This is a genomic window from Pseudomonas sp. TH21, assembly GCF_016651025.1.
Taxonomy (GTDB): Bacteria; Pseudomonadota; Gammaproteobacteria; order Pseudomonadales; family Pseudomonadaceae; genus Aquipseudomonas; species Aquipseudomonas aylmerensis.
In genome coordinates this window covers 1954371-1981339 of record NZ_JAEKEQ010000001.1, presented here as the reverse complement: position 1 = coordinate 1981339, position 26969 = coordinate 1954371, and the positions used below count along the sequence as shown (strand labels likewise).

Sequence of the window (26969 nt, the reverse complement as noted above, 5' to 3'; positions counted from 1 at the left end):
TCATGGATGTTTTCTGGTTTCTGCCCACTCACGGCGATGGCCATTACCTGGGCACCACCCAAGGTGCACGGCCGGTCACCCTCAATTACCTCAAGCAGGTCGCCCAGGCCGCTGACAGCCTGGGTTACCACGGCGTGCTGATTCCTACCGGCCGCTCGTGCGAAGACTCCTGGGTGATCGCCTCGGCGCTGGTGCCGCTGACCGAACGGCTGCGGTATCTGGTGGCCATTCGTCCGGGCATCATCTCGCCCACGGTCTCCGCGCGCATGGCTGCCACCCTGGATCGCCTTTCCAATGGCCGCTTGCTGATCAACGTGGTGACCGGCGGCGACCCCGACGAAAACCGCGGCGACGGCAGCTTCCTCGACCACAGCGAACGCTACGAAGTCTCTGACGAGTTCCTACGGATCTGGCGACGCGTGTTGCAGGGCGAATCGGTAGATTTCGAAGGCAAGCACTTGCGTGTGCAGAATGCCAAGGCACTTTACCCACCGGTGCAGAAGCCTTATCCGCCGCTGTACTTCGGCGGTTCTTCGGACGCGGCCCACGACCTCGCCGCCGAACAGGTGGACGTGTACCTGACCTGGGGCGAACCACCCGCCGCCGTCGCCGAAAAACTCGCGGATGTACGCGAACGCGCCGCCCGTCACGGGCGTACCGTGAAGTTCGGCATCCGCCTGCACGTGATCGTGCGCGAGACCGAAGAGGAAGCCTGGAAAGCCGCCGACAAACTGATCGAGCACATCAGCGACGACACCATCGCCGCCGCGCAAAAATCCTTCTCGCGCTTTGATTCCGAAGGCCAGCGCCGCATGGCCGCCTTGCATGACGGGCGCCGCGACAACCTGGAAATCGCCCCCAACCTGTGGGCGGGCGTCGGCCTGGTGCGTGGCGGCGCCGGCACCGCGCTGGTTGGCAACCCGCAGCAAGTGGCCGAACGCATCAAGGAATACGCGGACCTGGGCATCGAGAGCTTCATCTTCTCCGGCTACCCGCACCTGGAAGAAGCCTATCGGTTTGCCGAGCTGGTGTTCCCGCTGCTGCCGGAACCCTATGCCAGCCTTGCCGGACGTGGCGTCACCAACCTCACTGGCCCGTTCGGCGAAATGATTGCCAACGATGTACTGCCCACCACCAAGGCCTGAGTGCAGTGAGATCGGCTTTATGTAGGAACGGAGCTTATGTGGCGAGGGAGTTTGCTCCCGCTGGGGTGCGAAGCGCCCCCAAAAGCTGGCGACTGCTAGGCAGTCGAACGGGAACCCGTTCCCTCGCCACAGCAAGCCCGCTCCCACATTTAGCCTTCATTGCGAAATAGACATTGAGGAACCCCGCGTGACAGCCAAACCCCACAGCGTCCTGCCATCACCGCTGCAGACCGCCAGACTGCTGGCCGCCGAATTCGCCCTCACCGCCGTCGAGCGCGACGAACGCGGCGGTACCCCCAAGGCCGAACGCGACGCCCTGCGCCACAGCGGCCTGCTGGCCCTGAGCATTCCCACGCAGTACGGCGGTCTCGGCGCGCGCTGGAGCGACACCCTGGGCATCGTGCGCGAATTCGCCAAGGTCGACAGCTCCATCGCCCATGTCTTCGGCTTCCACCACTTGATGCTTGCCACCGTGCGCCTGTTTTCGCGGCCGGACCAATGGCAGCCGTGGTTCGAACAGACCGCGCGCAAGAACTGGTTCTGGGGCAACGCCCTCAACCCGCTGGACACCCGCACCGTGGTCAAGGATTTCGGCGGCTGGCGCGAGTTCTCCGGCAAAAAGAGCTTCTGCTCCGGCGCCAGCGACTCGGAAATGCTGATCGCCTCGGCTGTGGATGAAAGCGCCGGCGGCAAACTGCTGATCGCAGCAATTCCTAGCGGCCGCAGTGGCATCACCCTGCACAACGACTGGAACAATATCGGCCAGCGCCAGACCGACAGCGGCAGCGCCAGCTTCGAACGCGTACGCGTCGAGGAGTCGGAGTTGCTGCTCGACCCGGGCCCGTTGAGCACCCCCTTCGCCTGCCTGCGCCCGTTGATCGCGCAGCTGACTTTCACGCATATGTTTCTCGGGATTGCCGAAGGCGCCTTCGAAGAAGCGCGCAACTACACGCTGACCGAGACCCGCTCCTGGCACAAATCCTCAGCCGAGGACGTGCGCCAGGACCCTTACGTGCTGCATCACTACGGTGAGTTCTGGGTCGCCCTGGAGGGGGTGCGCCTGCTGGTGGAGCGCGCCGCCGAGTTGCTCGACCAGGCCTGGGCCAAAGGCCCCAACCTGACGGAAAACGAACGTGGCCAACTGGCTATTGCCATCGCCACCGCCAAAGTCGCCGCCACCCGCCAGGGCCTGGACCTGTGCAGCCGCCTGTTTGAAGTCACCGGGGCGCGCTCCACCCACGCGTCGCTGCGCCTGGACCGCCATTGGCGCAACCTGCGTACGCAAACCCTGCACGATCCGGTGGACTACAAACTCCACGAACTGGGGGACTGGGCGTTGAACCAGTCCCTGCCGATTCCCACGTTCTATTCCTAAGAGAGGTGCCCATGCAGCTTTTAACCCTACCGCCCTCGCCCGCCCTCGCGACCTCCATCCGCGCCACGGCCCAGGTTTTCGAAGACCCGAAATCCCAGGCGCTGCTCGACCACATCCAGCAAGTGGCGCCCAGCGAAGCCAGTGTGCTGATCATCGGCGAGACCGGGACCGGTAAAGAGCTGGTGGCGCGGCATATCCATAACCTCAGCGCGCGGCGTAACCGGCCGTTTGTGGCGGTGAACTGCGGCGCCTTCTCTGAATCGCTGGTGGAAGCCGAGTTGTTCGGGCATGAAAAAGGCGCCTTCACCGGTGCCCTCAGTGCCAAGGCCGGCTGGTTCGAAGAGGCGGATGGCGGCACCTTGTTCCTGGACGAAATCGGCGACTTGCCGATGGCCATCCAGGTCAAATTGCTGCGGGTGCTGCAGGAGCGCGAAGTGGTGCGCCTGGGCTCGCGCAAGAGCATTCCGATTGATGTACGCGTATTGGCGGCCACCAACGTGCAGCTGGAAAAAGCCATCAACGCCGGGCATTTCCGCGAAGACCTCTACTACCGTCTCGACGTGGTCAGCCTCGAACTCAGCCCATTGCGCGACCGGCCCGGCGACATCCTGCCGCTGACCCGGCACTTTATCGAAGCCTACAGCCAGCGCCTGGGCTACGGCCCGATCACCATCAGCCGCGAGGCCGAACACAAACTCAAGAGTTACAGCTGGCCAGGCAATATCCGCGAGCTGGAAAACGTGATTCACCACACCCTGCTGATCTGCCGCAACGGCGTGATCGAGCGCGACGACCTGCGCTTGTCGAACATGCGCATCGAACGCCAGGACGACAGCCAGAACAGCACCGACAACAGCGCCGAAGCCCTGCTGGAGCGGGCGTTTCAAAAGCTCTTTGAAGAAGAGGCCGGTGCCCTGCATGAAAAGGTCGAAGACGCGCTGTTACGCGCCGCCTACCGCTTCAGCCATTACAACCAGGTGCACACCGCCAACCTGCTGGGCCTGAGCCGCAACGTCACCCGCACCCGCCTGATCAAGATCGGCGAACTGGCGGTGAACAAGCGCCGCCCCGGGGAGAACGTCCAGGGCGAGCGGATGCTGCACCTATCCATTTAGGCGGCAGTGCAAGGCATTGTCATGGCTGCGCTCGAAACTGCGCAGCACCTGGAACGAACCGAAGGTCACGGCCGTGGCCTGGTGGGCGCGGATCAGCGTCCAGAAATCTTCCTCGCCGTGCTCAAAGCATTTGAACGCCGCCTCGCCGTCCTCGCGCGAGCGCCATTGCAGATAGCTGAGCACCCGCCGGCCATCGTCGCTGACCTGCACACTCGCATTGATAAAGCCGCCATGGCCTTGGGCCAGGCGCTCGCTTTGGGTAGACAAGGCGGCCACCAGGGCAACTTGCTGCCGGGGCTCGATGTGAAACTCGATCATTTGAGTGAAGCTGCGATTTTTCTCTGATACCTGCATGAACACTCCCCTTTCTCTGTAGGCAGAATCTTGCGATTCGATGCCACGCAGGGTAAAACCTCTAGTTAAGTCAAGGTCAAGCGTTGTCTCGGAGTTTTTCATGCTCAACAAACAACTCACCGTCGGTCAACTGGCGGCGCGCAGTGGCGTGGCGGTGACGGCCCTGCACTTCTACGAGGCCAAGGGGCTGATCAAAAGCAATCGCAATGCCGGCAACCAGCGGCGCTATCCTCGCGATGTATTGCGCCGCGTGGTGGTGATCAAAATCGCCCAGCGCCTGGGAATTCCGCTGGCGACCATTGGCGAAGCCTTGCAGACCTTGCCCGATGGACGCACGCCCAACGCACAGGATTGGGAGCGTTTGTCGGCGCTGTGGCGCCAAGACCTGGACGAGCGCATCAACAAGCTGATGCTGCTGCGCGACAAACTCAGTGGTTGTATTGGTTGCGGGTGTCTGTCACTGGAGGCGTGCCCGCTGCGCAATCAGGATGATCAGCTCGGTGAGCACGGGCCGGGGGCGCAACTGTTGGAACCCAGCCCTGCATCCTGACCCGCACACCCATACCCTGCAGGAGCCCGGCTTGCCGGCGATGCAGGCACCTCGGTAAACCAGTCACACCGTGGTGATGCTATCGCCCAGGCCAGCCCCCACATTTGATCGGTGTTGATCCTTAGAAACCGGGGGCGATCTGGCCTTTGTAGCGCGTCAGGATGAACTGGCGCACTTCATCGGAATTCAACGCCTTGGCGAGCTTCTGGATGCGCGGATCGTTGATGTTGTCCGGCCGCGCCACGAGGTACTCGACGTACAAAGATTTACCCTTCTCGACGATCAACGCACTGTTGGTATCAATCCCCGCTTCCAGCGCGTAGTTGGCGAACACGAAGGCCAGGTCCACCTGGCTGACCGAGCGGGCCAGCAAGGCGCCTTCCAGCTCACGAATCTTCAAGTGCTTGGGGTTCTCGGCGATATCACGCGGGGTGCTCATGGTGTTGCTCGGGTCCTTGAGCTTGATCAGCCCGGCCTCATCCAGCAGCACCAGGGCGCGGCCGGTGTTGACCGGGTCGTTGGGGATCGACACGGTGGCGCCGTCCTTCAGTTCCGAGATGTTCTGGATGCGCGTCGAGTACGCGCCAAACGGCTCGATATGCACACCGACCACCGGCACCAGGTCGGTGTGGCGGGTCTTGTTGTAGTCATCGAGAAACGGTCGGTACTGATAGTAGTTGGCGTCGATGTTCTTCAGCGCCAGCTGCTGGTTGGGCTGGATGAAGTCGGTAAAGACTTTGATCTGCAAGTCCACGCCCTCCTTGGCCAGCACCGGTTTGACGAACTCGAGGATCTCCGCGTGAGGCACGGGTGTGGCGCCCACGATCAACTTTTCATTGGCAAAGGCATTCATCGACAGGACAGCGGCCAAGATGGCCAGGGACTTTTTCATGGGTGCTCCAAAGGCAGTTTGTAAGAGGCATTAACGGCGGCTGTATCGCGCCACCAAACGATCACCGGTCATCTGCAGTGCCTGGACCAGCACCAGCAACAGCACCACGGTGACCACCATCACGTCGGTCTGGAACCGCTGGTAGCCATAGCGAATCGCCAGGTCACCCAGGCCTCCGCCACCGATCACCCCGGCCATGGCGGTGTAGTCCACCAGCACAATCGCGGTGACGGTCACCGCCGCCAGCAGCCCACCGCGGGCTTCCGGTAACAGCGTGTGGCGAATCACCTGCCAGGTACTGGCGCCCATCGATTGGGTAGCCTCCACCACGCCGCGATCGACTTCGCGCAGGGCGGTTTCCACCAGCCGTGCAAAGAACGGCGTGCAACCCACCACCAGCGGCGGGATGGTGCCCGGTACGCCGAGGGAGGTACCGACCAGCAAGGTGGTCAGCGGGATCAGCACAATCAGCAGGATGATGAACGGCAGCGACCGCAGCACGTTGACCACCACCGACAGCAACCGGTACACCACCAGTGCTTCATGCAACTGGCGCTTGCCGGTGAGAAACAGCAGCACGCCCAGCGGCAAGCCGAGCAGCACGGTAAAACCCAGCGCCGCAGTGAGCATGCTGAGGGTTTCCAGGCAGGCCTGGCCGATATCGGCCCAGTAGATGTTCTTGAATAATTCAGCCATGCATCACGACCAATCGTGGCGGGGTGGCTTGGCGCCGTTGAGCAGCCAGTTGCCCACCACGTGGTATTTCCAGCGCACCGGGTCATGCAGCGTGTGGACCCGCGCGTTGCGCCAGTGACGGTCGAAGTTGTGCTTTTTCAGGGTGGAGCGCGTGCCACCGAGCTCGAACAGTTTGTTACTGGCTTCGATGGCGATTTCGGTGGTCAGGACCTTGGCGCGGGCCACGGCCAGGGAGGCGTGGGCGACAGAGTCTTCATCCGGTGCCGGGCGAGCGGCATCAAGGGCCCGACCGGCACGTTCGAGCAGCGCCTCAGCGGCTTCCAGGCGAATATCCAGCGCGCCGACCTGGATGATGGTCAACGGGTCTTCGCTGGCTTTTTCCACCCCGGCGTCGATCCACGGCCGCGCGAATTGCTGCACGAACGCGACCGTGTCACGCAGCGCGGCGCGGGCAATACCGGCGTCGATGGCGGCAGTGGTCAGCTGTGCGAACGGGCCGGCCAAAGTCGGTGAATCGTAGGACTTGTGAGTAGGAAACAGATTGAACGCCGGCACCCGCAGGTCCTGCGCCAGCACCGTGCCGCTGGAAGTGGTGCGCTGGCCCATGCTGTCCCAGTCATCCACCACAACCAGCCCCTCGGTCCCCCGCGGCACAAAGGCCAACTGGGCATTTTGCTGCTCGTCGAGCGCCAGCACCGCCAGCCAATGGGCATACAGCGAACCGGTGCAATAACCCTTGCGCCCGTTGATCACATAGCCGTCGCCTTCGCGGCGGATCGTCGCCTGGATGTCCTGCACATTCTTGCCGCCGGTTTCCGACAGCGCATTGGCAAACCGATGGCCTTGCAGGGCCAGGCCGAAGAAATGCGCCTGCTGCTCGGGCGTGCCCTGCAGGCGGATATCTTCGAGCAGGCAATAGTGGTTCTGCGGGATCTGCCCCAGGGACGGGTCGGCCGCCGAAATAATCGCGATCACCTGGGCCAGCACCGCGTAGGACACCTGCGCCCCACCGAACTCGCGCGGCACGCTGATGCCCCAGAGGCCGCTGTTGGAATACAGGTCGACGACCTCGGCGGGCACCTGCCGCGTGCGGTCGCGTTCGGCGTCCTGCTCCAGCAACACCGCGGCGACACGGTGGGCGACGGCAATGGCCTGGGCTTCGTCGCGAATCAACTCGGCGTGGGGGCTGTGGATCGGGTAATCGGCAGATACAGGCAGTACAGACATACAACGCTCTCGGGCGAATGGTTTGCCTGAGGCATTGCAGCTTCTGTGCCGTGCCCGCAAACACACGGCCTGGCCCTGTAAAAGCGCCGCGACGGCGCTTATGGCGCAGCAATCTGCCCGTTCACTGTTGCCTGGCGAACACCTCGTCGGCTGCCCGCAGGCCGCGCGATACGTGGCCTATAGTGAAGAGGCCGTGCCTCCATAACCACCACCTGAGGAGAACGATATGAGCGTTAAACCCATTCCCGAGGGCTATCACAGCGTCACGCCTTATATGGGCATCGACAACGCCGCGCAAGCCATCGAGTTCTACAAGAAAGCCTTCGGCGCCACGCAGGTCATGCGCCTGGACATGCCCGACGGCAAAGTCGGGCATGCCGAGCTGCGCATCGGTGATTCGGCGATCATGCTCGGCACACCCTGCGCGGAGATGGCCCTGCGCAATCCCGACGCACACACCAGTGTCGGCTTGCACCTGTATGTGAACGACGTCGACGCGCAATTCAAACAAGCCGTGGCTGCCGGCGCCACGGTGGTGTCGGAGCCAAAGGACCAGTTCTACGGCGACCGCTCCGCGAGCGTGAAGGATCCGTTCGGCCACCTGTGGTTCCTCGCGACGCGCAAGGAGAACCTGACCGAGGAGCAGATCCGCCAGCGTGCCATGGAGATGTTCAAGCAAGCCTGAAATACCTGAGGCCATGGCGATCAAATGTGGGCGCTTGCCTGCGATGCAGACCACTCGTTTTGTCCGGCATACCGAGTCGATTTCATTGCGGGCAAGCCAGCTCCTACACACTTCATGAACAACCCCTCCACGCTTTCCCCCTTGCCGCGAACGCCGCGTGATTCCAGGATGCAGGCAATCATCACAAGGAGTCATTCCATGTTCGCCGGATTCCAGAAAGACCAGTGCCACGTCAACGGCGTGGACATCAGCTACCGCAAAGGCGGTACGGGTCCCGGCCTGCTCCTGCTGCACGGGCATCCGCAGACCCATGTCATCTGGCATAAAGTCGCCGAGCAGCTGGCCGAGCACTTCACCGTGGTCGCCGCGGACCTGCGCGGTTATGGCGACAGCAGCAGGCCGCCGGCCAATGACCATCACACTAATTATTCAAAACGCGAAATGGCCCGCGACGGCGTCGAGCTGATGCAGGCCCTGGGCTTCGCGCAGTTTTCGCTGCTGGCCCACGACCGTGGCGCCCGTGTGGCCCATCGACTGGCCCTGGATCATCCCGAGGCCGTGCAGCGCATGGTGTTGCTGGATATCGCGCCAACCCTGTCGATGTATGCACAAACCGACGAGGCTTTCGCCCGCGCTTACTGGCACTGGTTCTTCCTGATTCGCCCGGCGCCCTTGCCCGAAGCCTTGATCGAGAGCAACCCCGAGCTGTACCTGCGCAGCGTGATGGGCAGTCGCAGTGCCGGGCTCAAGCCGTTCACCGATGAAGCTTTCGCCGACTACCTGCGTTGCTTGAAGTTGCCGGGCAGCGCCACCGGCATTTGCGAGGACTACCGTGCTGCCGCCGGTATCGACCTTGAGCACGACCAGGCGGATATCGACGCCGGCAACCACCTGAACCTGCCCCTGCTGGTCATGTGGGGCGCCGAAGGCACCGTCGGCCGCTGCTTCGAGCCGCTCAAGGAGTGGCAGAAAGTCGCCACCGATGTTCGCGGCAAGGCCCTGCCGGCCGGCCATTACATCGCTGAAGAAGCCCCCGAGTTGTTGCTTGGCGAAGTCCTGGCCTTCCTTCGCTGAGCCGCATCACCCCGTGACCTGACACACCCGCCTCGCAGGCTGCCAACGGCCTGCGACGGGTTCGCTTTGCCCAAAACAACGTCTCGAGATAATAACAATGACAATCAGAAAACTGCTGGGAACCCTGTATATCCAGGTGCTCATCGCGATCGCGCTGGGCGTGTTGATCGGCCACCAATGGCCACAGATCGGTATTGACCTCAAACCCCTGGGCGATGGCTTTATCAAGCTGATCAAAATGATCATCGGCCCGATCATCTTCTGCACGGTGGTCTCCGGTATCACCAGCATGCACGACGTGAAGCAGGTGGGCCGGGTCGGCGGCAAGGCGCTGCTGTACTTCGAAGTGGTGTCCACCATCGCCCTGCTGATCGGCATTCTCGCCGCGCACCTGCTGCACCCGGGCGTCGGTTTCAACATTGATGTGAAGACTCTCGACAGTTCGGCGATCGCCGGCTTTGTCGGCCAGGCCGAGCATGGCGAAGGCATCACCGGGTTCCTGCTGCACGTGATTCCCACAACGTTTTTCGATGCGTTTTCCAAGGGCGAGATCCTGCCGGTGCTGTTCGTCTCCGTGCTGTTTGGCGTCGGGCTGGTGATGGTCGGTGAAAAAGGTCGGCCGCTGGTGGGCGTGATCAACCAGGCCAGCGAGGTGTTCTTCCGCATTGTCGGCATCATCAGCCGCGTCGCGCCGATCGGTGCGTTTGGTGCGATTGCCTTCACCATCGGCAAATACGGCGTGGGCTCGTTGCTGCCGCTGCTGAAACTGGTGGGCACCTTTTATATCACCGCGTTCTTCTTTATCGCCGTGGTGCTGGGCAGCATCGCGCGCTATGCCGGCTTCAGCATTTTCAAGTTAATGGGCTACATCAAGTCGGAACTGTTGATCGTGCTCGGCACCAGCTCGTCGGAGTCGGCGCTGCCGCAACTGATCCAGAAACTTGAAAGCCTCGGCGCATCCAAGGGCGTGGTGGGCATCGTGGTGCCGACCGGCTACACGTTCAACCTGGACGGCACCAACATCTATATGACGCTGGCGGTGCTGTTTCTGGCCCAGGCGACCAATATCCACCTGCCCCTTGAGCAACAACTGACCCTGCTGGCGGTGGCCATGCTCACCTCCAAAGGCGCCGGTGCGGTGGTCGGTGCCGGGTTTGTGGCATTGGCGGCGAGCCTGGCGGTGGTGCCGACTGTGCCGGTGGCGGCGATGGTGCTGATCCTCGGCGTCGACCGGTTCATGGCCGAATGCCGCTCGCTGACCAATATCATCGGCAACGCCGTGGCCGCCCTGGTGGTGGCCGCCTGGGAAGGCGAACTGGATCGCGAGAAGATGGCGCCGATCGCCCTCAAGCGCGGCCGCCATGCGCGCGCTGCCCAGGCGGCACAGGCGAAAATCGCCGCCGAGTAAACCCTGACGGTGGCGTGGGAGCTTGCGCCCGCCGGGCTGCGCGGCGGCCCCGAAAAAGATCGGAGCGCTGCACATTCCAGCGGCAGCACGCTGCCTCGTCACACCGGTGCTATTCTGGCGGCTCATGCCGCCACGCTTGTTTCTGATGACTCATAAGAAAGATACCGTGCCCCTACCCGAAGACCTGCGGGTGTTCCTGACCGTGATCCGCAAGGCCGGCTTCGCTGCCGCCGCCGATGAGCTGGGGTTGTCGCCGGCGTATGTCAGCAAGCGTATCCAGATTCTGGAAACCACCCTGGCCACCCGCCTGCTGCACCGCACCAGCCGCCGCATCGCCCTCACCGAAGACGGTGAACGGGTGCAGCGCTGGGCCGTGCGTATTCTCGAAGACTTCCAGCAACTGTCCGATGAACTCAGCGATGCCCATGACAGCCCGCGTGGCCGCCTGCACCTGTGCAGCAGTTTCGGCTTTGGCCGCAACCACGTGGCACCGGCCCTGTCGTTGTTGGCGGAGCAGTACCCGGACCTGGAAATCCGCCTGGACCTGTTCGACCGCGTGGTGGATATCGTCAGCGAAGGCTTCGACCTGGAGATCCGCGTAGGCGACGACATCCCCGGCCAGCACATCGGCCGACGCCTGGTGAGCAATCGCCGGGTGCTGTGCGCCGCGCCCGCGTACCTGCAGCGCCGGGGCATGCCGCAACACTTGAGCGACCTGGAGCAGCACGATTGCCTGGTGCTCAAGGAGCGCGACAACGCCTTCGGCATCTGGAACCTCGAGCACGACGGCGCCCAGGAGAGCGTGCGCGTGCGCGGTCCGTTGTCCTCGAACAATGGCGAGATCGTACTGCAATGGGCGCTGGATGGGCGCGGCGTACTGCTGCGCTCGATGTGGGATGTGAAGCCACTGCTGGAACAGGGCAAGCTGGTGCAGGTGCTGCACGCCTACACCCAGAGTGCCAATGTGTGGGCGGTGTACCCGACGCGGCTAGCGTATTCCGGGAAGTTGCGCGCGTGTGTGGAGTTCTTGCAGGAGCACTTCAAAGGGCTGTCGATCTAAAGCCATATTGCCGAGCAACGCCGCCCGACGGTATGAGCCGGCTTGCCGGCGATAGCGGTGGGTCAGTTTGCAATATTTGACACTGCAATCGCCGGCAAGCCGGCGCCTACTGTTTGGGGTGGGCCAAGCAAGGGTTTATTGCCTGGGGATGGCCGCTCTCCCGCCGTGCAAACCCGCTCACCCGTAGGAGCTGGCTTGCCGGCGATTGCGGTTCGAGTAGGTCAGTTGAGCCAGGGATTGGCGGCGAGGTGGCGGCGTTCGAAGGCTTTGATTTCTTCGCTGCGCTGCAGGGTGCTGCCGATTGCATCCAGGCCGAGCAGGAGCGCGGTCTTGCGCAGGGTGTCGATCTGGAATGCAATGACCTGGCCGTCCGCCAGGCGAATCTGCTGTTCTTGCAGGTCAACACTGATCTGCGCCTGGTCGGGCTGGCTGACGGTCTGGCCAAGGCGCTGCAGGACCGCCTCTTCCAGGGTGATCAGCAGCACGCCGTTACGCTGGCAGTTGTCGTAGAAAATCCCGGCAAAGCTGCTGCCGATCAGTGCGCGGATGCCCATCTGCTTCAGGCCCCATACCGCGTGCTCACGGCTGGAACCACAGCCGAAGTTCGGCCCCACTACCATAAAACTCGCGCCCTGCCAGGCGGGCTGGTTCAGCACGAAATCGGGGTTGGGCGCGCCATTGGGCAAAAAGCGCAGATCAAAGAACAGCCCACGGTCCAGGCCGCTGCGGTCGATGCCCTTGAGAAACTGCTTGGGCATGATCACGTCGGTGTCGATATTCGCCGCCAGCATCGGTGCGGCCTTGCCGGTGACCAGGGTAAAGGGTTGCAGGCTCATGGGCGGTCTCCAAAGTGGCGGATATCGGTGAGTCGGCCGGTGATCGCGGCCGCGGCGACCATTGCCGGGCTCATCAGGTGGGTACGCGCGCCGGCGCCCTGGCGGCCTTCGAAGTTGCGGTTGGTGCTGGAGGCGCAGCGGTCGCCGGGGGCCAGCACATCGTCGTTCATCGCCAGGCACATCGAGCAGCCCGACTGGCGCCATTCGAAACCGGCGTCGATAAAGATCGCCGCCAGCCCTTCGGCTTCGGCCTGGTCGCGCACTTCGGTGGAACCGGGGACGATCATCGCCCGCACGTGCTCGGCCACCTGCTTGCCGCGCACCACACTGGCGGCGTCACGCAGGTCTTCGATCCGCGCGTTGGTGCAGGAACCGATAAAGGCATGACTGATGACGATCTCGCTCAGCGGCATGCCGGCCTCCAGGCCCATATAGTTGAGGGCGCGGCGCATGTCCTGGCGCAGGATCAGGTCGCTGACGTCCTGTGGATCCGGCACCCGGGCGCCGATCGGCGCGGCCTGGTCGGGGCTGGTGCCCCAGGTGACCATGGGCTCCAGGGTGCTCGCGTCGAGGTGCACTTCCTGGTCGAACACCGCGTCGGCGTCGGAATGCAGTTGGCGCCAGCCCACCAGCGCCTGCTCCCACAACTCACCTGTGGGCGCGCGCGGCTTGCCCTTGAGGTAGGCGAAGACTTTTTCGTCCGGTGCCATGAATGCACCACGAGCACCCGCCTCCACCGCCATATTGCAGATGGTCATGCGCGCCTCGACGCTCAAGGCGTCGATGGTCGAACCTCGAAACTCGATCGCATAGCCGGTCGCACCGGACGCGCCGATCTTGCCAATCAGCGCCATGATCACGTCCTTGGAGGTCAAGCCCTTGGCCAACGCCCCCTCGACGGTGACGCGCAGGCTTTTCAGCCGCTTGTAGACCAGGGTCTGGGAGGCCAGCAGGTGTTCGATTTCCGAAGTGCCGATGCCGAAGCCAAAGGCGCCCAGGGCGCCGTATGTGGTGGTGTGGCTGTCACCGGCGGCGATCACCATGCCCGGCAGGATAAACCCCTGTTCCGGCGCGATCACATGTTCGATGCCCTGGCGCTTGTCGAGGATATCCAGCAGCTCGATGCCGAAATCCCGGCAATTCTCCGCCAGGTAAGACACTTGCCGTGCCCCGCCCGCATCGGGCATCGCCGCGATGCGCTGGGGCGTGGTGGGGTTCACATGGTCGACCACGGCCAGCGCCGTACCCGGACGCCACACGCCACGCCCGGCCTCACGCAGGCCACTGAAAGCCTGGGGGCTGGTGTATTCGTTGATCACCTGGCGGTCGATATACAGCAGCACGTGGCCCTGGTCATCGAGGGCGCACACCGTGTGGGAATCGATGTGTTTGTCGTAGAGAGTTCTGGCAGTCATTGTTCTAAAGGCTCGCTCAACGGTATGGCTCCATCCTACGCAGCCCCCTGCCCTCATCAATGCCACCTCGGTGATGGCTTGGAACATGTTTCGTGTTCGATCGCGTCGTTAATCCGTGTGAATGTGAATCTGAAACATTTACTTGCATGTTCGGATTAGGGTTTTCCCATTCTCATCCGTCTTAACTTAGATACAGCCCGTCGCGTCAGCAAAAGCTACGACTGGCCTTTTTCGGGCCTCCATCGCCCCCCTCCGATCAAGACCCTCATTCACATGTCGAAGAAGTCACGCTCCAAACTCTGGTTTCTCGTTCATAGCTGGCTGGCATTGCCCATCTGGTTCTTCGTACTGATCGTCTGCGTCACCGGCACCCTGGCCGTGGTGAGCCAGGAAATCGTGTGGCTGGCCAACCCGGACATCCGCGCGAGCAAACCGTCGGACGATGCCGAACCGCTGAGCTATGACCAGGTGATCAGCGCCATCAAGCGCGCCGAACCCCAGGTGATCGTGCAGTCGCTCAGCCGTCCGGACGAATCGCACTTTGCCCTGAGTGTCGACCTCAGCTACCCCGACGGCCGTTCGGTAGAGGTCTACGTCAACCCGTACACCGGGGCGATCCAGGGCATCAGCCCGTCGTTCGACTTTCGCCAGTTCACCCGCGCCTTGCACGGCTGGTGGCTGGTGCCGTTCACCAATGGCTACAGCTGGGGCTGGTACCTGGTGTCGCTGCTCGGCTTGCCGCTGCTGGCCTCGCTGGTGACCGGGCTGGTGGTGTACAAGCGCTTCTGGAAGGGTTTTCTCAAGCCGACCCTGCGAATCCGCCACGGCGCGCGGATTTTCTGGGGGGATTTCCACCGCCTGAGCGGTATCTGGTCGATCTGGTTTATCGCGGTGATCTCCATCACCGGCACCTGGTTCCTGATCCAGGCGATCCTGGGGGATAACCAGATTTCGATTTCCAGCGAGCCCATCGTCCCGGTGATCGCACGCGAGAAAGTCCCGACTTCGGCACCTGGCGTGCCGGCACCGATGATTCCCGTGGATGCAGCCATCGAGATCGCCACCCAGCGCATCCCGGGGCTGGAAGCGAGTTTCGTCAGCCTGCCGCTCAACGCCTACAGCCACCTGCAGATCGGTGGCCGGGGCTGGTACCCGCTGATGTACCAGACCGCACAAATCAACCCGTACGACGGTGAAATCGCCTCGTCGCACCTGCTCTCCGACCGCACCAAACTGGAGTTCGTCACCGAGTCCATGCGTCCGTTGCACACCGGCGACTTCGGCGGTATCTGGATCAAGCTGATCTGGGCGTTCTTCGGCCTGGTGCTGAGCATGATGGTGTTGAGCGGCCTGTTGATCTGGACCAAGCGCACCGCCCTCGCGACCCTCAATGCGCTCAAGCGCGAGGCCAAGGCGCAACGTGCGCCCGCGCCCATCCCGGCCCTGCAGGCTGAAACTTCGGAGGCCAACCCATGAGCAAGGTCGCTACCGCTACACCGCCTTCGCCGCTGCGGGCCTTCTGGCTTAAATGGCGTTTCCATATCAATGTCCTGCTGTTGCTGGTGCCGCTGGGCTTCATGCCCAAGTACTTCGCCGACGCCGCGCTGTTTAGGGGTGACACCGGCATCGGCGAACGCCTGGCCGGTGATGTGCAGGTCGGGCCCTGGAGCCTGAAACTCGCCGAGTTTCGCAACGAAGGCCCGCGCCCGGACCCGGCCGGCCCGATGAAGTTCTTCAACGCCGCCCTGTGCGACACCTGCGCCGACCAGGTCAAGGCCACCTACCTGCGCATCGGCAAGCCGCGCAGCCTGCGCGCCGCCGGGGTGATCTTCTTCGGCACCCCGTACCGCATGGGCGCCGCCCTTCCGGTGCCGGAGCGCACGCCGGTCGACGCCGAACTGTGGGTCACCATGGAAGGCTGGGACGGCACGATGCACCAGGGTTCCATCCCGCTGAGCCAGGCCTCGCCTGCCACCATTGCCTGGCTGAACAAGCAAGGAGTTAAACCATGACTTTGAAGCGCCTGACCCGCGCCTGCGCCGTGCTAGTGCTCGGTGCCGGTTTCAGTACCGTAGCCCTGGCCCACAACCCGATGTGCGAATGCAAGGAAATCCCCGGCGAGCAGATCGAGTGCAAAGGCGGCTTCTCCGACGGCAGCGGCGCCCCCGGAGTGACGCTGGATGTGATCGGCTATGACGAAACGATCCTGGTGCCCGGCAAGCTGGGCCAGGACTCGACCCTGACCTTCAAGAAACCCTCGGCCGAGTTCTATGTGCTGTTTGATGCGGGTCCCGGTCACGTCGTGGAAATCGACCAAGCGGACATCCAGCCGCAATGAGCACGACACAGGTTGTGCGCCCCGCCGGTGCCGGGCACGAGACCCTCTACGTCCTGCTGCTGTGCCTGATCATCCTCGCGGTGGCCGGCACGGTGGTGGCCTTGCACGGCGAATCCCAGGAGGTCGTCGCGGTGCCCAGCCACCAGTTGGACGCGCGCCGTGACCTCAGTGCTGCAGAACAGGGCATCTATGCCGACTTGCGCGTGACCCTGGATGAAATCCAGCTGCTGGCACAAGAGCAAAGCGCCCTGCCCACGCCCGAGCAACTGGCCGAAGAGGGCTTTGCGCCCTTCGCCCAGGACGCCAGCTCGGTCAGCCGTGGCGATCATCGCTGGCAGTTGCTGGCGCCTTCGGCCTACCTGGGGCTGAGCCAGGCACCTGCCACCAGTGGCTCGCTGCTGATGCGCGTGCACGGTGCCGAGCCGGATATCTGGCTCAATCGCAGCGCCGACCTGGCCGCCCCGTCCGACCTCTCTGACCAGGCGCTGATCGCAGCCGGCTGGCAGCAAGTGGTCGCGCAATTCGATGCCGGCGTCACCCGCCAGCACCGTCACTGAACGAGAAGACCGATTGCCCATGTCTATTTCATCTCCCCTGTTGCGCGTATTACTGGTTGGCCTGTTCAGCCTGATGCTGGCCCCGCTGGCCAATGCCGAGGCGGCCAAGCGCCTGCGGATCGGCATCACCCTGCACCCTTATTACAGCTACGTGGCGAACATCGTCGGCGACAAGGCCGAGGTCGTGCCGCTGATTCCTGCCGGTTTCAACCCTCACGCCTACGAACCGCGCGCCGAAGACATCAAGCGCATCGGCACCCTGGATGTCATCGTGCTCAACGGCGTCGGCCATGACGACTTCGCCGACCGGATGATCGCCACCAGCGAGCGCCCGGACATCCCGGTGATCGAAGCCAACGCCAACGTGCCATTGCTGGCCGCCACCGGCAATGCCGCGCGCGGTGCAGGCAAGGTGGTCAACCCGCACACCTTCCTGTCGATCAGCGCGTCGATTGCCCAGGTCAACAATATCGCCCGCGAGCTGGGCAAGCTCGACCCTGACAACGCCAAGACCTACACCCAGAACGCTCGCGCCTATGGCAAGCGCCTGCGCCAGATGCGCGCCGATGCCCTGGCCAAGTTGACCAGCGCACCCAACCCCGACCTGCGCGTCGCCACCGTGCACGCGGCCTACGACTACCTGCTGCGCGAGTTTGGCCTGGAAGTCACCGCCGTGGTCGAACCGGCCCACGGTATCGAGCCAAGCCCCAGCCAACTGAAGAAAACCATCGATGAGCTGCGAGCCCTGGACGTGAAGGTGATCTTCTCGGAGATGGATTTCCCGTCCACTTACGTCGAGACCATCCAGCGTGAATCCGGGGTCAAGCTGTACCCGCTGTCGCATATTTCCTACGGCGCCTACAGCGCGGAGAAATACGAAGTGGAAATGACCGGCAACCTCAACACCGTGGTCCGGGCGATCCAGGAGTCGGGAGCATGACCGCAGCGCAACGACTGGAGATGGCCAGCATTGGCCCGACCCTCGACTTCGACAACATCTCATTGACCCTCGGTCGCACCACGATCCTCGACGGCGTGACCTTCCAGGTACAACCGGGCAGCATCCATGCGCTGGTCGGCCCCAACGGCGGCGGCAAAAGCTCGCTGATCAAGACCTTGCTGGGCCAGACGCCGCATCAGGGGCGGTTGAGCCTGCAGTGGCCAAGCACGCCCGGCACCATCGGCTATGTGCCCCAGGCGCTGGAATTCGACCGTGGCTTACCGATGACCGTCGATGACTTCATGGCTGCCATGTGCCAACGGCGCCCGGCGTTTCTCGGGCTGTCCAGGCATTACGCCGGCGCAATCGGCGAGGCACTGGAACGGGTCGGCATGCAGGACAAACGCAAGCGGCGCATGGGCGCATTGTCGGGTGGCGAGCGCCAGCGCGTGCTGTTGGCCCAGGGGTTGATCCCGGCGCCGCGACTGCTGGTGTTGGATGAACCGATGTCGGCACTCGATGAGGCCGGTATCCAGGTGTTCGAACGCTTGCTGAATGACTGGCGCCTCGCCGGGATCACCGTGTTGTGGATCGAGCATGACCTGGAAGCCGTGGGCCGCCTGGCCGACCGCGTCACCGGGTTGAACCGCCGCGTGCTGTTCGACGCCACGCCGAAAGAGGCGCTGACCCCGGACCGCCTGCTGACCCTGTTCTCTACCCACCCTCGGAGCTCGGCGCAATGAGTTATGAAGCGTTTCGCTTGATGGTCCAGGGCTGGGCCTCTTCCGGCTATCTGCCGGAGGCACTGGCCTATGGTTTTGTGGTCAACGCGCTGCTCGCCGGCTTGCTGATCGGCCCGGTGCTGGGCGGGTTGGGCACGCTGGTGGTGGTCAAGCGCTTTGCGTTTTTCTCCGAAGCGGTCGGCCATGCCGCGCTGACCGGCGTGGCCGTGGGCATTCTGCTCGGCGAACCCTACACCGGGCCGTATGGCAGCCTGTTCGGCTACTGCCTGTTGTTCGGCATCCTGCTCAATTACCTGCGCAACCGCACCGGCCTGGCGCCAGACACCTTGATCGGCGTGTTCCTGTCGGTGTCGCTGGCCTTGGGCGCGAGCCTGCTGCTGATCCTGGCAGGCAAGATCAACGTGCATATCCTTGAAAACGTGCTGTTCGGCTCGGTGCTGACCGTCAACGGCAATGACCTGCTGGTGCTGGCGATTGTCGGCGCAGTGGTGATGGCCCTGGCGTTGCCGCTGTACAACCGCATCATGCTCGCCAGCTTCAACCCGCAACTGGCGGCGGTGCGCGGCGTGGCCGTGAAGACCCTGGATTACCTGTTCGTGATCCTGGTTACGCTGATCACCGTGGCGGCGGTCAAGGTCATCGGCGCGATCCTGGTCGGCGCGCTGCTGGTGATCCCGGCGGCGGCGGCACGTCTGCTCAGCCAGTCGCTCAAGGGGTTTTTCTGGGTCTCGGTGGTAATCGCCACCGTCAGCACCCTGTGCGGCATCCTCCTGCCAATCATCTTCGACCTGCCTGTTCCGTCCGGCGCCGCGATCATTCTGGTGGCCGGTATCGCCTTCGCCATTGCCGCCATTGCGCGTGGCACGGTGCCCAGCCTCAAAGGGAATCTTGGATAATGCGCCCTGTCTTTCGCCCACTGGCCCTGGCCATCGCTTGCTTGCTCAGCACCTCGGCGCTGGCCGCCGTTGACGGGTTCCAACCCCGGGACTTCGTCGCCAACAATGGCCTCGGCCATGCTGCACTGAGCAAGGCAAAATCGGTCAAGACCGTCAAAGTGCTCGCCTCGTTACCCATCACCTACGGGCTGGCCGAAGTGCTGCTCAAGGGCACCGATGTGCAGTTGGAGCGCGCAGCTCCCGCCAACCTGCCCGGGTCGCGCCAGGTGTCCTATTTCACCGGCCGTGGCGCGCCGGCGCTGAGCAAGTTGGCGGTGGACGCCGATGCAGCCATCGGCCTGCGCTCGCTGTGGGCGGATGACCCGCTCTACCCAGTGGCGCGCCGCAGCAACATCCGCATCGTCGAAATCGACGCGGCACGCCCGGTGGATGGCGGCTTGCCGGGGATCGCCGTGCAGCCGGGCAGTGCCGACGGGCTGAACAGCCAGCCGTGGCAATCGAGCAACAACATGGGGCGCATGGCCGATGTAATGGCCGCCGACCTGAGCCGCCTGGCGCCTCACGCCAAGCCGACCATCGACGCCAACCTCGCCGCCCTCAAGCAGCGCCTGCTCAAACTCAGCGCCGACAGCGAAGCGCGGCTGGCCAAGGCGGACAACCTCAGCGTGGTCAGCTTGAGCGATCACTTCGCTTATCTGGTCAGCAGCCTGAACCTGGAAGTGGTCAGCACCGACGCCCGCCCCGACGCCGACTGGACACCCGAGGCCTTGCAAACATTCAGCGCCGCGCTGAAGGACAACGACGTGGCCGTGGTGCTGCACCATCGTCAGCCAAGCGAAGCGGTAAAAGCCGCCGTGACGGCAGGCGGTGCGCAACTGTTGGTGCTGAACGTCGACGGAGAGCCGGTGACCGAACTGGAAACCAATGTGGATCAGGTGATCAAGACACTCACGCCCTGACATCTGAAGATCAGCCTTCTGTGGCGAGCAGAACTCTGTGGCGAGCAGGCTTGCCCTGCGTTGGGCTGCGCAGCAGCCCCCTACTAAGGCCACCCTAACCTGCCAGAAAATTCCCCATACAGATTTTGGGTCTGCTGCGCAGCCCAACGCAGGACAAGCCTGCTCACCACAACAAGCGTGCCTGTATTCCACAACAAGCCTGCCCGCATTTCACAACAAACCTGCTTGTCGGTGACGGCAGGTGCTGAACGTCGACGGCGCAGAGCCGAAAACCAATGTGGATCAGGTGATCAAGACACTCACGCCCTGACATCTGAAGGTCAGCCTTCTGTGGTGGGCAGGCCTCTGTAGTGAGCAGGCTTATGGGTGAACAGGCTTAGGTGGTGAACGAAACTCTGTGGCGAGCAGGCTTGCCCTGCGTTGGGCTGCGCAGCAGCCCCCTACTAAGGCCGCCGTAACCTGCCAGAAAAATCCCCATACAGATTTTGGGTCTGCTGCGCAGCCCAACGCAGGACAAGCCTGCTCACCACAACAAGCGTGCCTATATTCCACAACAAGCGTGCCTACATTCCACAACAAGCGTGCCTGCGTTCCATAACAAGACTGCTTGCCGGAGATGGCAGGTGCTGAACATCGACGGTGCAGAGCCGGAAACCAATGTGGATCAGGTGATCAAGACACTCACGCCCTGACATCTGAAGATCAGCCTTCTGTGGTGGGCAGGCCTCTGTGGTGAACAGGCTTATGTGGTGAACAGAACTCTGGGCGAGCAGGCTTGCCCTGCGTTGGGCTGCGCAGCAGCCCCTATCCAAGCCACCCTAACCTGCCAGAAAATTCCCCATACAGATTTTGGGTCTGCTGCGCAGCCCAACGCAGGGCAAGCCTGCTCACCACAACAAGCGTGCCTGTATTCCACAACAAGCCTGCCCGCATTTCAAAACAAGCCTGCTTGCCACACGGGTTAAACCACATCCACTCCGACATGAATTGCATCATGCCGCCAGAATTCCAGGTCGCAGTCGATCAGTCGCTGGTGCTGGTCATAATTGACCCGGGCAATCCGCAGGCCCGGGCTGCCCACCGACACGCGCAACGCGGCGGCGGCTTCCACCGGCAGTGAGGTCGGGACAATTTCGAAACGCACCCGCCCGTAGTGCAAGTCGTACTTGCGCGCGTACAACTCAGTCATTGACTGATTCAGGTCGCACTCAAGAATCCCCGGGAAATACTGCGGGTTCAGGTAGTGCTCCACATACAACACCAGTCGCCCGTCAATCCGCCGGCCCCGGCAGATCTGGATCACGCTGGACAACGCCGGCAACTGCAACCACGCACACACCGCCGCCGAGGCCGGTTGCAGCCGCGCAGAGATCACTTCGGTAGACGCCACCCGCCCCTGGTCGTTGACCATCGCGTGAAAGTGGCTGCGCTGCATCAGGTTGTAGGCCAGCCGTGGTGGCGAGACAAACCAGCCCCGGCGCTCCTCACGATAGATCTGGCCCTGGGCCTCCAGTTGTAACAAGGCTTCCCGCACGGTAATTCGAGTGGTACCAAACAACTCGCTGAGCTTGCGCTCGGCGGGCAGTTTGCTTGCAGGCGGCAACAGGCCGTGGTCGATCTGCTCTTGCAGCGCCAGGCCGATGGATGTCACCGCCTTGATTGCCTCATCACGCATCAACGTTACCTATCTGGACTAGACCAGCACCGTTCAGGTGCACAAAACGCGCTGTATTCGGGCTCCTGCCATTGCGTGCCAGCCTAGGCATTACAGATGACCGACAGATGACAGTCCATGTCGGGTCCCTCCAGCACACCCTGCAATACATCGGCCAAGTCCAGGCCCTGCGGGCACTTGAGCATGGTCTACGCTAAGTCTGTGCTGAGCGACACAAGCGATTTAAAAACGACATCGACATGAAACTGTCATCCATCCAGCCTAGATTGGCTCAGGTATTGCTGACCTAGACCAACACCACCGCAAACGTCGACAAAAACGCAGCGTTGAAAACGCCCAAAGGAGCTTCGGATGAAACAGCTTTTCCTGGCATCACTGTTAGGCTCGACCATTGCCATGTGCACCGCCGCCATGGCTGCTGATACCGATCTAAAAACCCTTGAAGCTGCCGCCAAGACAGAAGGCGCCATCAACAGCGTCGGCATGCCCGATGACTGGGCCAACTGGAAAGGCACCTGGGAAGACCTGGCCAAGACCTACGGCCTCAAGCACATCGACACCGACATGAGCTCGGCCCAGGAAATCGCCAAGTTCAAGGCTGAAAAAGACAACGCCAGCGCCGACATCGGCGACGTGGGCGCGGCCTTCGGTCCGATCGCGGTGAAGCAGGAAGTCACCCAGCCGTACAAACCGTCGACCTGGGCCCAGGTCCCGGATTGGGCGAAAGACAAGGACGGTCACTGGGCCCTGGCCTACACCGGCACCATCGCCTTCATCGTCAACAAGAAGCTGCTGCACGGTTCCGAAGTGCCAACCAGCTGGGCTGACCTGCAGAAAGGCAAATACAAAGTCTCCATCGGTGACGTGAGCACCGCGGCCCAAGCGGCCAACGGCGTACTGGCGGCAGCCATCGCCAATAAAGGCGACGAGAAAAACATCGCGCCGGGCCTGCAGTTTTTCACCAAGATCGCCCAGCAAGGTCGTCTCTCGCTGTCCAACCCGACCATCGCCACCATGGAAAAAGGCGAAGTCGAAGTGGGCATCGTCTGGGACTTCAACGGCCTGAGCTACAAGGCCAAGATGGCCAACCCGGATGACTACGTAGTGCTGATTCCTTCCGACGGCTCGGTAAAATCCGGCTACACCACCATCATCAACAAATACGCCAAGCACCCGAACGCCGCCAAGCTGACCCGCGAATACATCTTCAGCGATGCCGGCCAACTCAACCTGGCGCGTGGCAATGCGCGTCCGATCCGTGCTGAAACCGACCTGAAACTGCCGGCCGATATCGCCAAGAACCTGATCCCGGGCGAGCAGTACACCAAGGCCAATCCGCAACCGATCAAGGATGCCGATGCCTGGGAAGCGACCTCCAAGAAGCTGCCACAACAGTGGAACGAGCAAGTCATCGTAGAAATGAAGTAAGCGACGCAAAACCTGTAGGAGCCGGCTTGCCGGCGATGACGGTCGAACATTCGACATTGATGTCGGCTGATACATCGCCATCGCAGGCAAGCCAGCGCCCACATTTGATCCGGTTCCAACCGAACAAAAGATCCACATCCCCTGTTGCGGAGCCCCAGCCCCCATGAAGCACAATGTCATCCTTGTCGTGCTCGACGGCCTGAACTTCGAGGTTGCCCGACACGCCATGGGGCACTTGCAGGCCTATGTCGGCGCAGGACGCGCAGCCCTCTACAAACTGGAATGTGAACTGCCCGCCCTGTCCCGCCCGCTGTATGAGTGCATCCTCACCGGCGTGCCACCGATCCAGAGCGGCATCGTCCACAATCAGGTCTCGCGCCTGTCCAACCAACGCAGCATTTTCCATTACGCCACCGACGCCGGCCTGACCACTGCGGCGGCGGCTTACCATTGGGTCAGTGAGTTGTATAACCGCACACCCTTTATTGCCGCGCGTGATCGTCATACCGACGACAAGGCGCTGGCGATCCAGCACGGGCATTTCTACTGGAATGACCATTACCCGGATTCACACCTGTTTGCCGACGCTGAAAGCCTGCGCGTCAAACACGCGCCAAACTTCCTGGTCGTGCACCCGATGAACATCGACGACGCCGGCCACAAGCACGGTCTCGACACCGCGCAATACCGCAACAGCGCCCGCTCGGCCGACATCATCCTGGCTGACTACCTGCAAGGCTGGCTCGATGCCGGCTACCAGGTGCTGGTCACCGCCGACCACGGCATGAACAACGATCGCTCTCACAACGGCCTATTGCCGGAAGAGCGCGAAGTGCCGTTGTTTGTACTGGGCGAGGCCTTCAGCCTCGACATCCACGCCGCGCCGAACCAGACCGACCTGTGCGGCACCGTCTGCGAGCTGCTGGGCGTACCTCACGACAAACCTGTCTGCCGGGAGCTGTTGAAGTGAATTCCATGACTCGCGGCAAATGGCTGGCGCTGCTGTGCCTGGTGCCCTTCGCGCTGTTCTTTATCGTGTTCGAAATCGCCCCGCTCGTCTGGGTGTTGATCAACAGCCTGCAAACGGAAGAAACCGGCTGGGGCCTGGACAACTTCACGCGGATCTTCAGCTCGAAGTTCTACCTGCAAGCCATCCAGTTCAGCCTGGAGATCAGCTTCTACTCGAGCATCTTCGGCATCATTATCGCCACCCTGGGCAGTTACTCCCTGCGCCGGGTCGATTCGCCACTGCGCAATTTCGTCACCGCTTTCGCCAACATGACCAGCAACTTTGCCGGCGTCCCCCTGGCGTTCGCCTTCATCATCCTGCTGGGTTTCAACGGCAGCATCACCATCATGCTCAAGCAGGCCGGGATCATTCAGGACTTCAACCTGTACTCCAAGACCGGCTTGATCATTCTCTACACCTACTTCCAGATTCCCCTCGGCGTGCTGCTGCTCTACCCGGCGTTCGACGCGCTGCGCGAAGACTGGCGCGAGTCGGCGGCATTGCTGGGTGCCAATGGCTGGCAGTTCTGGCGGCATATCGGCTTGCCGGTGCTCACGCCGGCGTTGCTTGGCACGTTCGTGATCCTGCTGGCCAACGCGCTGGGCGCCTATGCCACGGTCTACGCGCTGACCACCGGCAACTTCAACGTGCTGCCGATTCGCATCGCCGGCCTGGTGTCGGGGGATGTCTCGCTGGATCCGAACATGGCCAGCGCCCTGGCCGTGGTGCTGGTGGCGCTGATGACCGTGGTCACCGTGGTCCATCAACTGTTGCTCAAGAGGAGCTACCATGTCTCGCGCTGAAGCCGGCCCGGCCTCCCTCTACCACCGCGTGGTGGTGTACCTGTTGTTTGCGATCCTGGTGCTGCCGCTGATCGGCACCTTCGTCTATTCGATTGCCAGCAGTTGGTCGGCAACCATCCTGCCCGCTGGCTTTACCGTGAAATGGTACGTCCAGCTGTGGAGCGACCCGCGCTTCCTGATGGCCTTCGGGCAGTCGTTGCTGGTGTGCGTGGGCGCGCTGCTGCTGTCGGTGGTGTTGATCCTGCCGCTGCTCTTCGTGGTGCATTACCACTTCCCAAGGCTCGACGCACTGATGAACATCCTGATCCTGCTGCCCTTCGCGGTGCCGCCGGTGGTGTCGTCGGTGGGCCTGCTGCAACTCTACGGTTCCGGGCCGCTGGCGATGGTGGGCACGCCATGGATCCTGATCGGCTGCTACTTCACCGTGGCGCTGCCGTTCATGTACCGCGCGATCACCAATAACCTACAGGCGATCAACCTGCGAGACCTGATGGATGCCTCGCAACTGCTCGGCGCCAGCACCTGGCAGGCGGCGATCCTGGTGGTGCTGCCGAACCTGCGCAAAGGCCTGATGGTCGCGCTGCTGCTGTCGTTCTCGTTCCTGTTCGGTGAGTTCGTGTTCGCCAACATCCTCGTCGGTACCCGCTACGAAACCCTGCAGGTGTACCTGAACAACATGCGCAACAGCAGCGGCCACTTCACCAGTGCCGTCGTGATTTCCTATTTCTTCTTTGTGCTGGTGCTGACCTGGGCCGCCAATATCTTGAACAAGGACAAAAGCCAATGAGCTTCGTCAGCGTCCAACACCTGCAAAAAGGCTACGCCGGCACCCCGGTGTTCAGTGATATCAACTGCGAAATCGCCAAGGGCGAATTTGTCACCCTGCTCGGCCCGTCCGGGTGCGGCAAGTCCACCCTGCTGCGCTGCATCGCCGGCCTGACCTCGGTGGACAGTGGGAAAATCCTGCTGGATGGCCAGGACATTGTCCCGCTGAGCCCGCAGAAACGTCACATCGGCATGGTGTTCCAGAGCTATGCACTGTTCCCCAACATGACCGTGGAACAGAACGTCGCCTTCGGCCTGCGCATGCAAAAGGTCAATGCCGATGACAGCCACAAGCGGGTACAGGAAGTGCTGCAACTGGTCGAACTCAAGGACCTCGCCGGCCGCTACCCGCACCAGATGTCGGGCGGCCAGTGCCAGCGCGTGGCGCTCGCCCGCTCGCTGGTCACCCGCCCGCGCCTGTTGCTGCTCGATGAGCCGCTGTCGGCGCTGGATGCGCGGATTCGCAAACACCTGCGCGAACAGATCCGCCAGATCCAGCGCGAACTGGGCCTGACCACGATCTTCGTGACCCATGACCAGGAAGAAGCCCTGACCATGTCGGACCGGATCTTCCTGATGAACCAGGGCAAGATCGTGCAAAGCGGCGACGCCGAAACCCTCTACACCGCGCCGGTGGATGTCTTTGCCGCCGGATTTATCGGCAACTACAACCTGCTGGACGCCGACAAGGCCAGCCAGTTGCTGCAGCGGCCGATCAGCGGGCGCATCGCGATTCGCCCCGAGGCCATCGAGCTCAGCCGCAGCGGCGAACTCGATGCCCTGGTGCGCAGCCACAGCCTGCTGGGCAACGTGATCCGCTACCGCATCGAAGCCCGTGGCGTCGAATTGGTGGTGGACGTACTGAACCGCTCGGCGGACGATCTGCACCCCGACGGCCAGCGCCTGGCACTTTCCATCGACCCCAGTGCACTGTGTGAAGTAGCCTGAGCAGCACGACTGATTG

General features: G+C 62.6%; 28 protein-coding genes. 21 read left to right on the top strand and 7 right to left on the bottom strand.

Going from position 1 to position 26969, the window contains the following annotated elements; all coding sequences use genetic code 11:
- The first annotated feature begins 2 nt into the window (after positions 1-2).
- From ssuD to JFU04_RS08945, 3 genes are all read left to right on the top strand, one after another.
- A complete protein-coding gene (gene ssuD, locus JFU04_RS08955) occupies positions 3-1145 on the top strand; it encodes an FMNH2-dependent alkanesulfonate monooxygenase (RefSeq protein WP_106804635.1) in 1143 nt (380 codons plus the stop codon).
- A 187-nt stretch (positions 1146-1332) separates the two neighbouring features.
- On the top strand, positions 1333-2520 hold the full coding sequence (locus tag JFU04_RS08950; protein ID WP_065901282.1) for an acyl-CoA dehydrogenase family protein: 1188 nt from the start codon (positions 1333-1335) through the stop codon (positions 2518-2520).
- Between the two features lie 11 nt (positions 2521-2531).
- Positions 2532-3635, top strand: a complete 1104-nt coding sequence (locus tag JFU04_RS08945; protein WP_201143876.1) for a sigma-54 interaction domain-containing protein — start codon at positions 2532-2534, stop codon at positions 3633-3635.
- Here the strand turns inward: JFU04_RS08945 and JFU04_RS08940 are convergent.
- Positions 3624-3989 (bottom strand): antibiotic biosynthesis monooxygenase, encoded by a 366-nt coding sequence (locus JFU04_RS08940; protein ID WP_065901287.1) that lies wholly within the window; start codon positions 3987-3989, stop codon positions 3624-3626. The two genes, JFU04_RS08945 and JFU04_RS08940, sit on opposite strands and share 12 nt — an antisense overlap.
- A 100-nt stretch (positions 3990-4089) precedes the next feature.
- Here JFU04_RS08940 and soxR point away from each other — a divergent pair, with 100 nt between their 5' ends.
- Positions 4090-4539: a redox-sensitive transcriptional activator SoxR gene (soxR, locus tag JFU04_RS08935; RefSeq protein ID WP_065901289.1), complete on the top strand. Its 450-nt coding sequence runs from the start codon at positions 4090-4092 to the stop codon at positions 4537-4539.
- A gap of 121 nt (positions 4540-4660) precedes the next feature.
- Here the strand turns inward: soxR and JFU04_RS08930 are convergent, their stop codons facing one another.
- From JFU04_RS08930 to JFU04_RS08920, 3 genes are read right to left on the bottom strand one after another with little or no spacing between them, the layout of a single operon-like run.
- Entirely contained in the window at positions 4661-5431 is a 771-nt protein-coding gene (locus JFU04_RS08930; protein WP_201143875.1) for a MetQ/NlpA family ABC transporter substrate-binding protein, read from the bottom strand.
- 30 nt (positions 5432-5461) lie between these two features.
- On the bottom strand, positions 5462-6127 hold the full coding sequence (locus tag JFU04_RS08925) for a methionine ABC transporter permease (RefSeq protein ID WP_065901293.1): 666 nt from the start codon (positions 6125-6127) through the stop codon (positions 5462-5464).
- Between the two features lie 3 nt (positions 6128-6130).
- Complete coding sequence (locus tag JFU04_RS08920; RefSeq protein WP_065901295.1) at positions 6131-7354, bottom strand: SfnB family sulfur acquisition oxidoreductase; 1224 nt, start codon at positions 7352-7354, stop codon at positions 6131-6133.
- Between the two features lie 226 nt (positions 7355-7580).
- Here JFU04_RS08920 and JFU04_RS08915 point away from each other — a divergent pair, with 226 nt between their 5' ends.
- From JFU04_RS08915 to JFU04_RS08900, 4 genes are all read left to right on the top strand, one after another.
- The gene (locus JFU04_RS08915) at positions 7581-8039 is read left to right on the top strand and encodes a VOC family protein (protein WP_201143874.1); all 459 of its coding nucleotides are present in this window, start codon (positions 7581-7583) and stop codon (positions 8037-8039) included.
- 198 nt (positions 8040-8237) lie between these two features.
- Complete coding sequence (locus tag JFU04_RS08910; protein WP_065901300.1) at positions 8238-9113, top strand: alpha/beta fold hydrolase; 876 nt, start codon at positions 8238-8240, stop codon at positions 9111-9113.
- 97 nt (positions 9114-9210) lie between these two features.
- Complete coding sequence (locus JFU04_RS08905) at positions 9211-10521, top strand: dicarboxylate/amino acid:cation symporter (protein WP_065901303.1); 1311 nt, start codon at positions 9211-9213, stop codon at positions 10519-10521.
- A gap of 145 nt (positions 10522-10666) precedes the next feature.
- A complete protein-coding gene (locus tag JFU04_RS08900) occupies positions 10667-11581 on the top strand; it encodes a LysR substrate-binding domain-containing protein (protein WP_201143873.1) in 915 nt (304 codons plus the stop codon).
- Between the two features lie 221 nt (positions 11582-11802).
- Here JFU04_RS08900 and leuD read toward each other — a convergent pair whose 3' ends face one another.
- Positions 11803-12417 (bottom strand): 3-isopropylmalate dehydratase small subunit, encoded by a 615-nt coding sequence (leuD, locus tag JFU04_RS08895; protein WP_201143872.1) that lies wholly within the window; start codon positions 12415-12417, stop codon positions 11803-11805.
- Positions 12414-13832 (bottom strand): 3-isopropylmalate dehydratase large subunit, encoded by a 1419-nt coding sequence (gene leuC / locus JFU04_RS08890; RefSeq protein ID WP_106804643.1) that lies wholly within the window; start codon positions 13830-13832, stop codon positions 12414-12416. Before leuC ends, leuD begins: the two co-directional genes overlap by 4 nt.
- 273 nt (positions 13833-14105) lie before the next feature.
- On the opposite strand from leuC, the gene JFU04_RS08885 reads away from it, so the two are divergent.
- Genes JFU04_RS08885 through JFU04_RS08850 form a run of 8 tightly spaced genes read left to right on the top strand, consistent with a single transcriptional unit; the run spans position 14106 to position 20265 of the window.
- Positions 14106-15308, top strand: coding sequence for a PepSY-associated TM helix domain-containing protein (locus JFU04_RS08885; protein WP_106804644.1), 1203 nt, complete (start codon positions 14106-14108; stop codon positions 15306-15308).
- Positions 15305-15844 (top strand): thiamine pyrophosphate-binding protein, encoded by a 540-nt coding sequence (locus tag JFU04_RS08880; RefSeq protein WP_065901318.1) that lies wholly within the window; start codon positions 15305-15307, stop codon positions 15842-15844. The genes JFU04_RS08885 and JFU04_RS08880 overlap by 4 nt, the downstream gene beginning before the upstream one ends.
- A complete protein-coding gene (locus tag JFU04_RS08875; RefSeq protein WP_065901320.1) occupies positions 15841-16170 on the top strand; it encodes a hypothetical protein in 330 nt (109 codons plus the stop codon). Before JFU04_RS08880 ends, JFU04_RS08875 begins: the two co-directional genes overlap by 4 nt.
- On the top strand, positions 16167-16727 hold the full coding sequence (locus JFU04_RS08870) for a DUF6162 family protein (protein ID WP_201143871.1): 561 nt from the start codon (positions 16167-16169) through the stop codon (positions 16725-16727). The genes JFU04_RS08875 and JFU04_RS08870 overlap by 4 nt, the downstream gene beginning before the upstream one ends.
- 19 nt (positions 16728-16746) lie before the next feature.
- Positions 16747-17667: a metal ABC transporter substrate-binding protein gene (locus tag JFU04_RS08865; protein ID WP_065901323.1), complete on the top strand. Its 921-nt coding sequence runs from the start codon at positions 16747-16749 to the stop codon at positions 17665-17667.
- Entirely contained in the window at positions 17664-18410 is a 747-nt protein-coding gene (locus tag JFU04_RS08860; RefSeq protein WP_201143870.1) for a metal ABC transporter ATP-binding protein, read from the top strand. Before JFU04_RS08865 ends, JFU04_RS08860 begins: the two co-directional genes overlap by 4 nt.
- The gene (locus JFU04_RS08855) at positions 18407-19306 is read left to right on the top strand and encodes a metal ABC transporter permease (protein ID WP_201143869.1); all 900 of its coding nucleotides are present in this window, start codon (positions 18407-18409) and stop codon (positions 19304-19306) included. The genes JFU04_RS08860 and JFU04_RS08855 overlap by 4 nt, the downstream gene beginning before the upstream one ends.
- Positions 19306-20265 (top strand): metal ABC transporter solute-binding protein, Zn/Mn family, encoded by a 960-nt coding sequence (locus JFU04_RS08850; RefSeq protein WP_201143868.1) that lies wholly within the window; start codon positions 19306-19308, stop codon positions 20263-20265. Before JFU04_RS08855 ends, JFU04_RS08850 begins: the two co-directional genes overlap by 1 nt.
- Before the next feature lie 961 nt (positions 20266-21226).
- Here JFU04_RS08850 and JFU04_RS08845 read toward each other — a convergent pair.
- On the bottom strand, positions 21227-21940 hold the full coding sequence (locus JFU04_RS08845; protein WP_053128712.1) for a UTRA domain-containing protein: 714 nt from the start codon (positions 21938-21940) through the stop codon (positions 21227-21229).
- A 351-nt stretch (positions 21941-22291) separates the two neighbouring features.
- Between JFU04_RS08845 and JFU04_RS08840 the strand changes: the two genes are divergently transcribed.
- The 5 genes from JFU04_RS08840 to JFU04_RS08820 all read left to right on the top strand — a co-directional run bounded on the left by JFU04_RS08840 (position 22292) and on the right by JFU04_RS08820 (position 26953).
- Positions 22292-23368, top strand: coding sequence for an ABC transporter substrate-binding protein (locus JFU04_RS08840; RefSeq protein ID WP_065901340.1), 1077 nt, complete (start codon positions 22292-22294; stop codon positions 23366-23368).
- A 163-nt stretch (positions 23369-23531) separates the two neighbouring features.
- Entirely contained in the window at positions 23532-24338 is an 807-nt protein-coding gene (locus tag JFU04_RS08835; protein ID WP_065901342.1) for an alkaline phosphatase family protein, read from the top strand.
- 5 nt (positions 24339-24343) lie between these two features.
- Positions 24344-25180 (top strand): ABC transporter permease, encoded by an 837-nt coding sequence (locus JFU04_RS08830; RefSeq protein WP_162946148.1) that lies wholly within the window; start codon positions 24344-24346, stop codon positions 25178-25180.
- Positions 25167-25967, top strand: coding sequence for an ABC transporter permease (locus tag JFU04_RS08825; RefSeq protein WP_065901347.1), 801 nt, complete (start codon positions 25167-25169; stop codon positions 25965-25967). Before JFU04_RS08830 ends, JFU04_RS08825 begins: the two co-directional genes overlap by 14 nt.
- Entirely contained in the window at positions 25964-26953 is a 990-nt protein-coding gene (locus tag JFU04_RS08820; protein WP_065901349.1) for an ABC transporter ATP-binding protein, read from the top strand. The genes JFU04_RS08825 and JFU04_RS08820 overlap by 4 nt, the downstream gene beginning before the upstream one ends.
- Positions 26954-26969 lie beyond the last annotated feature (16 nt).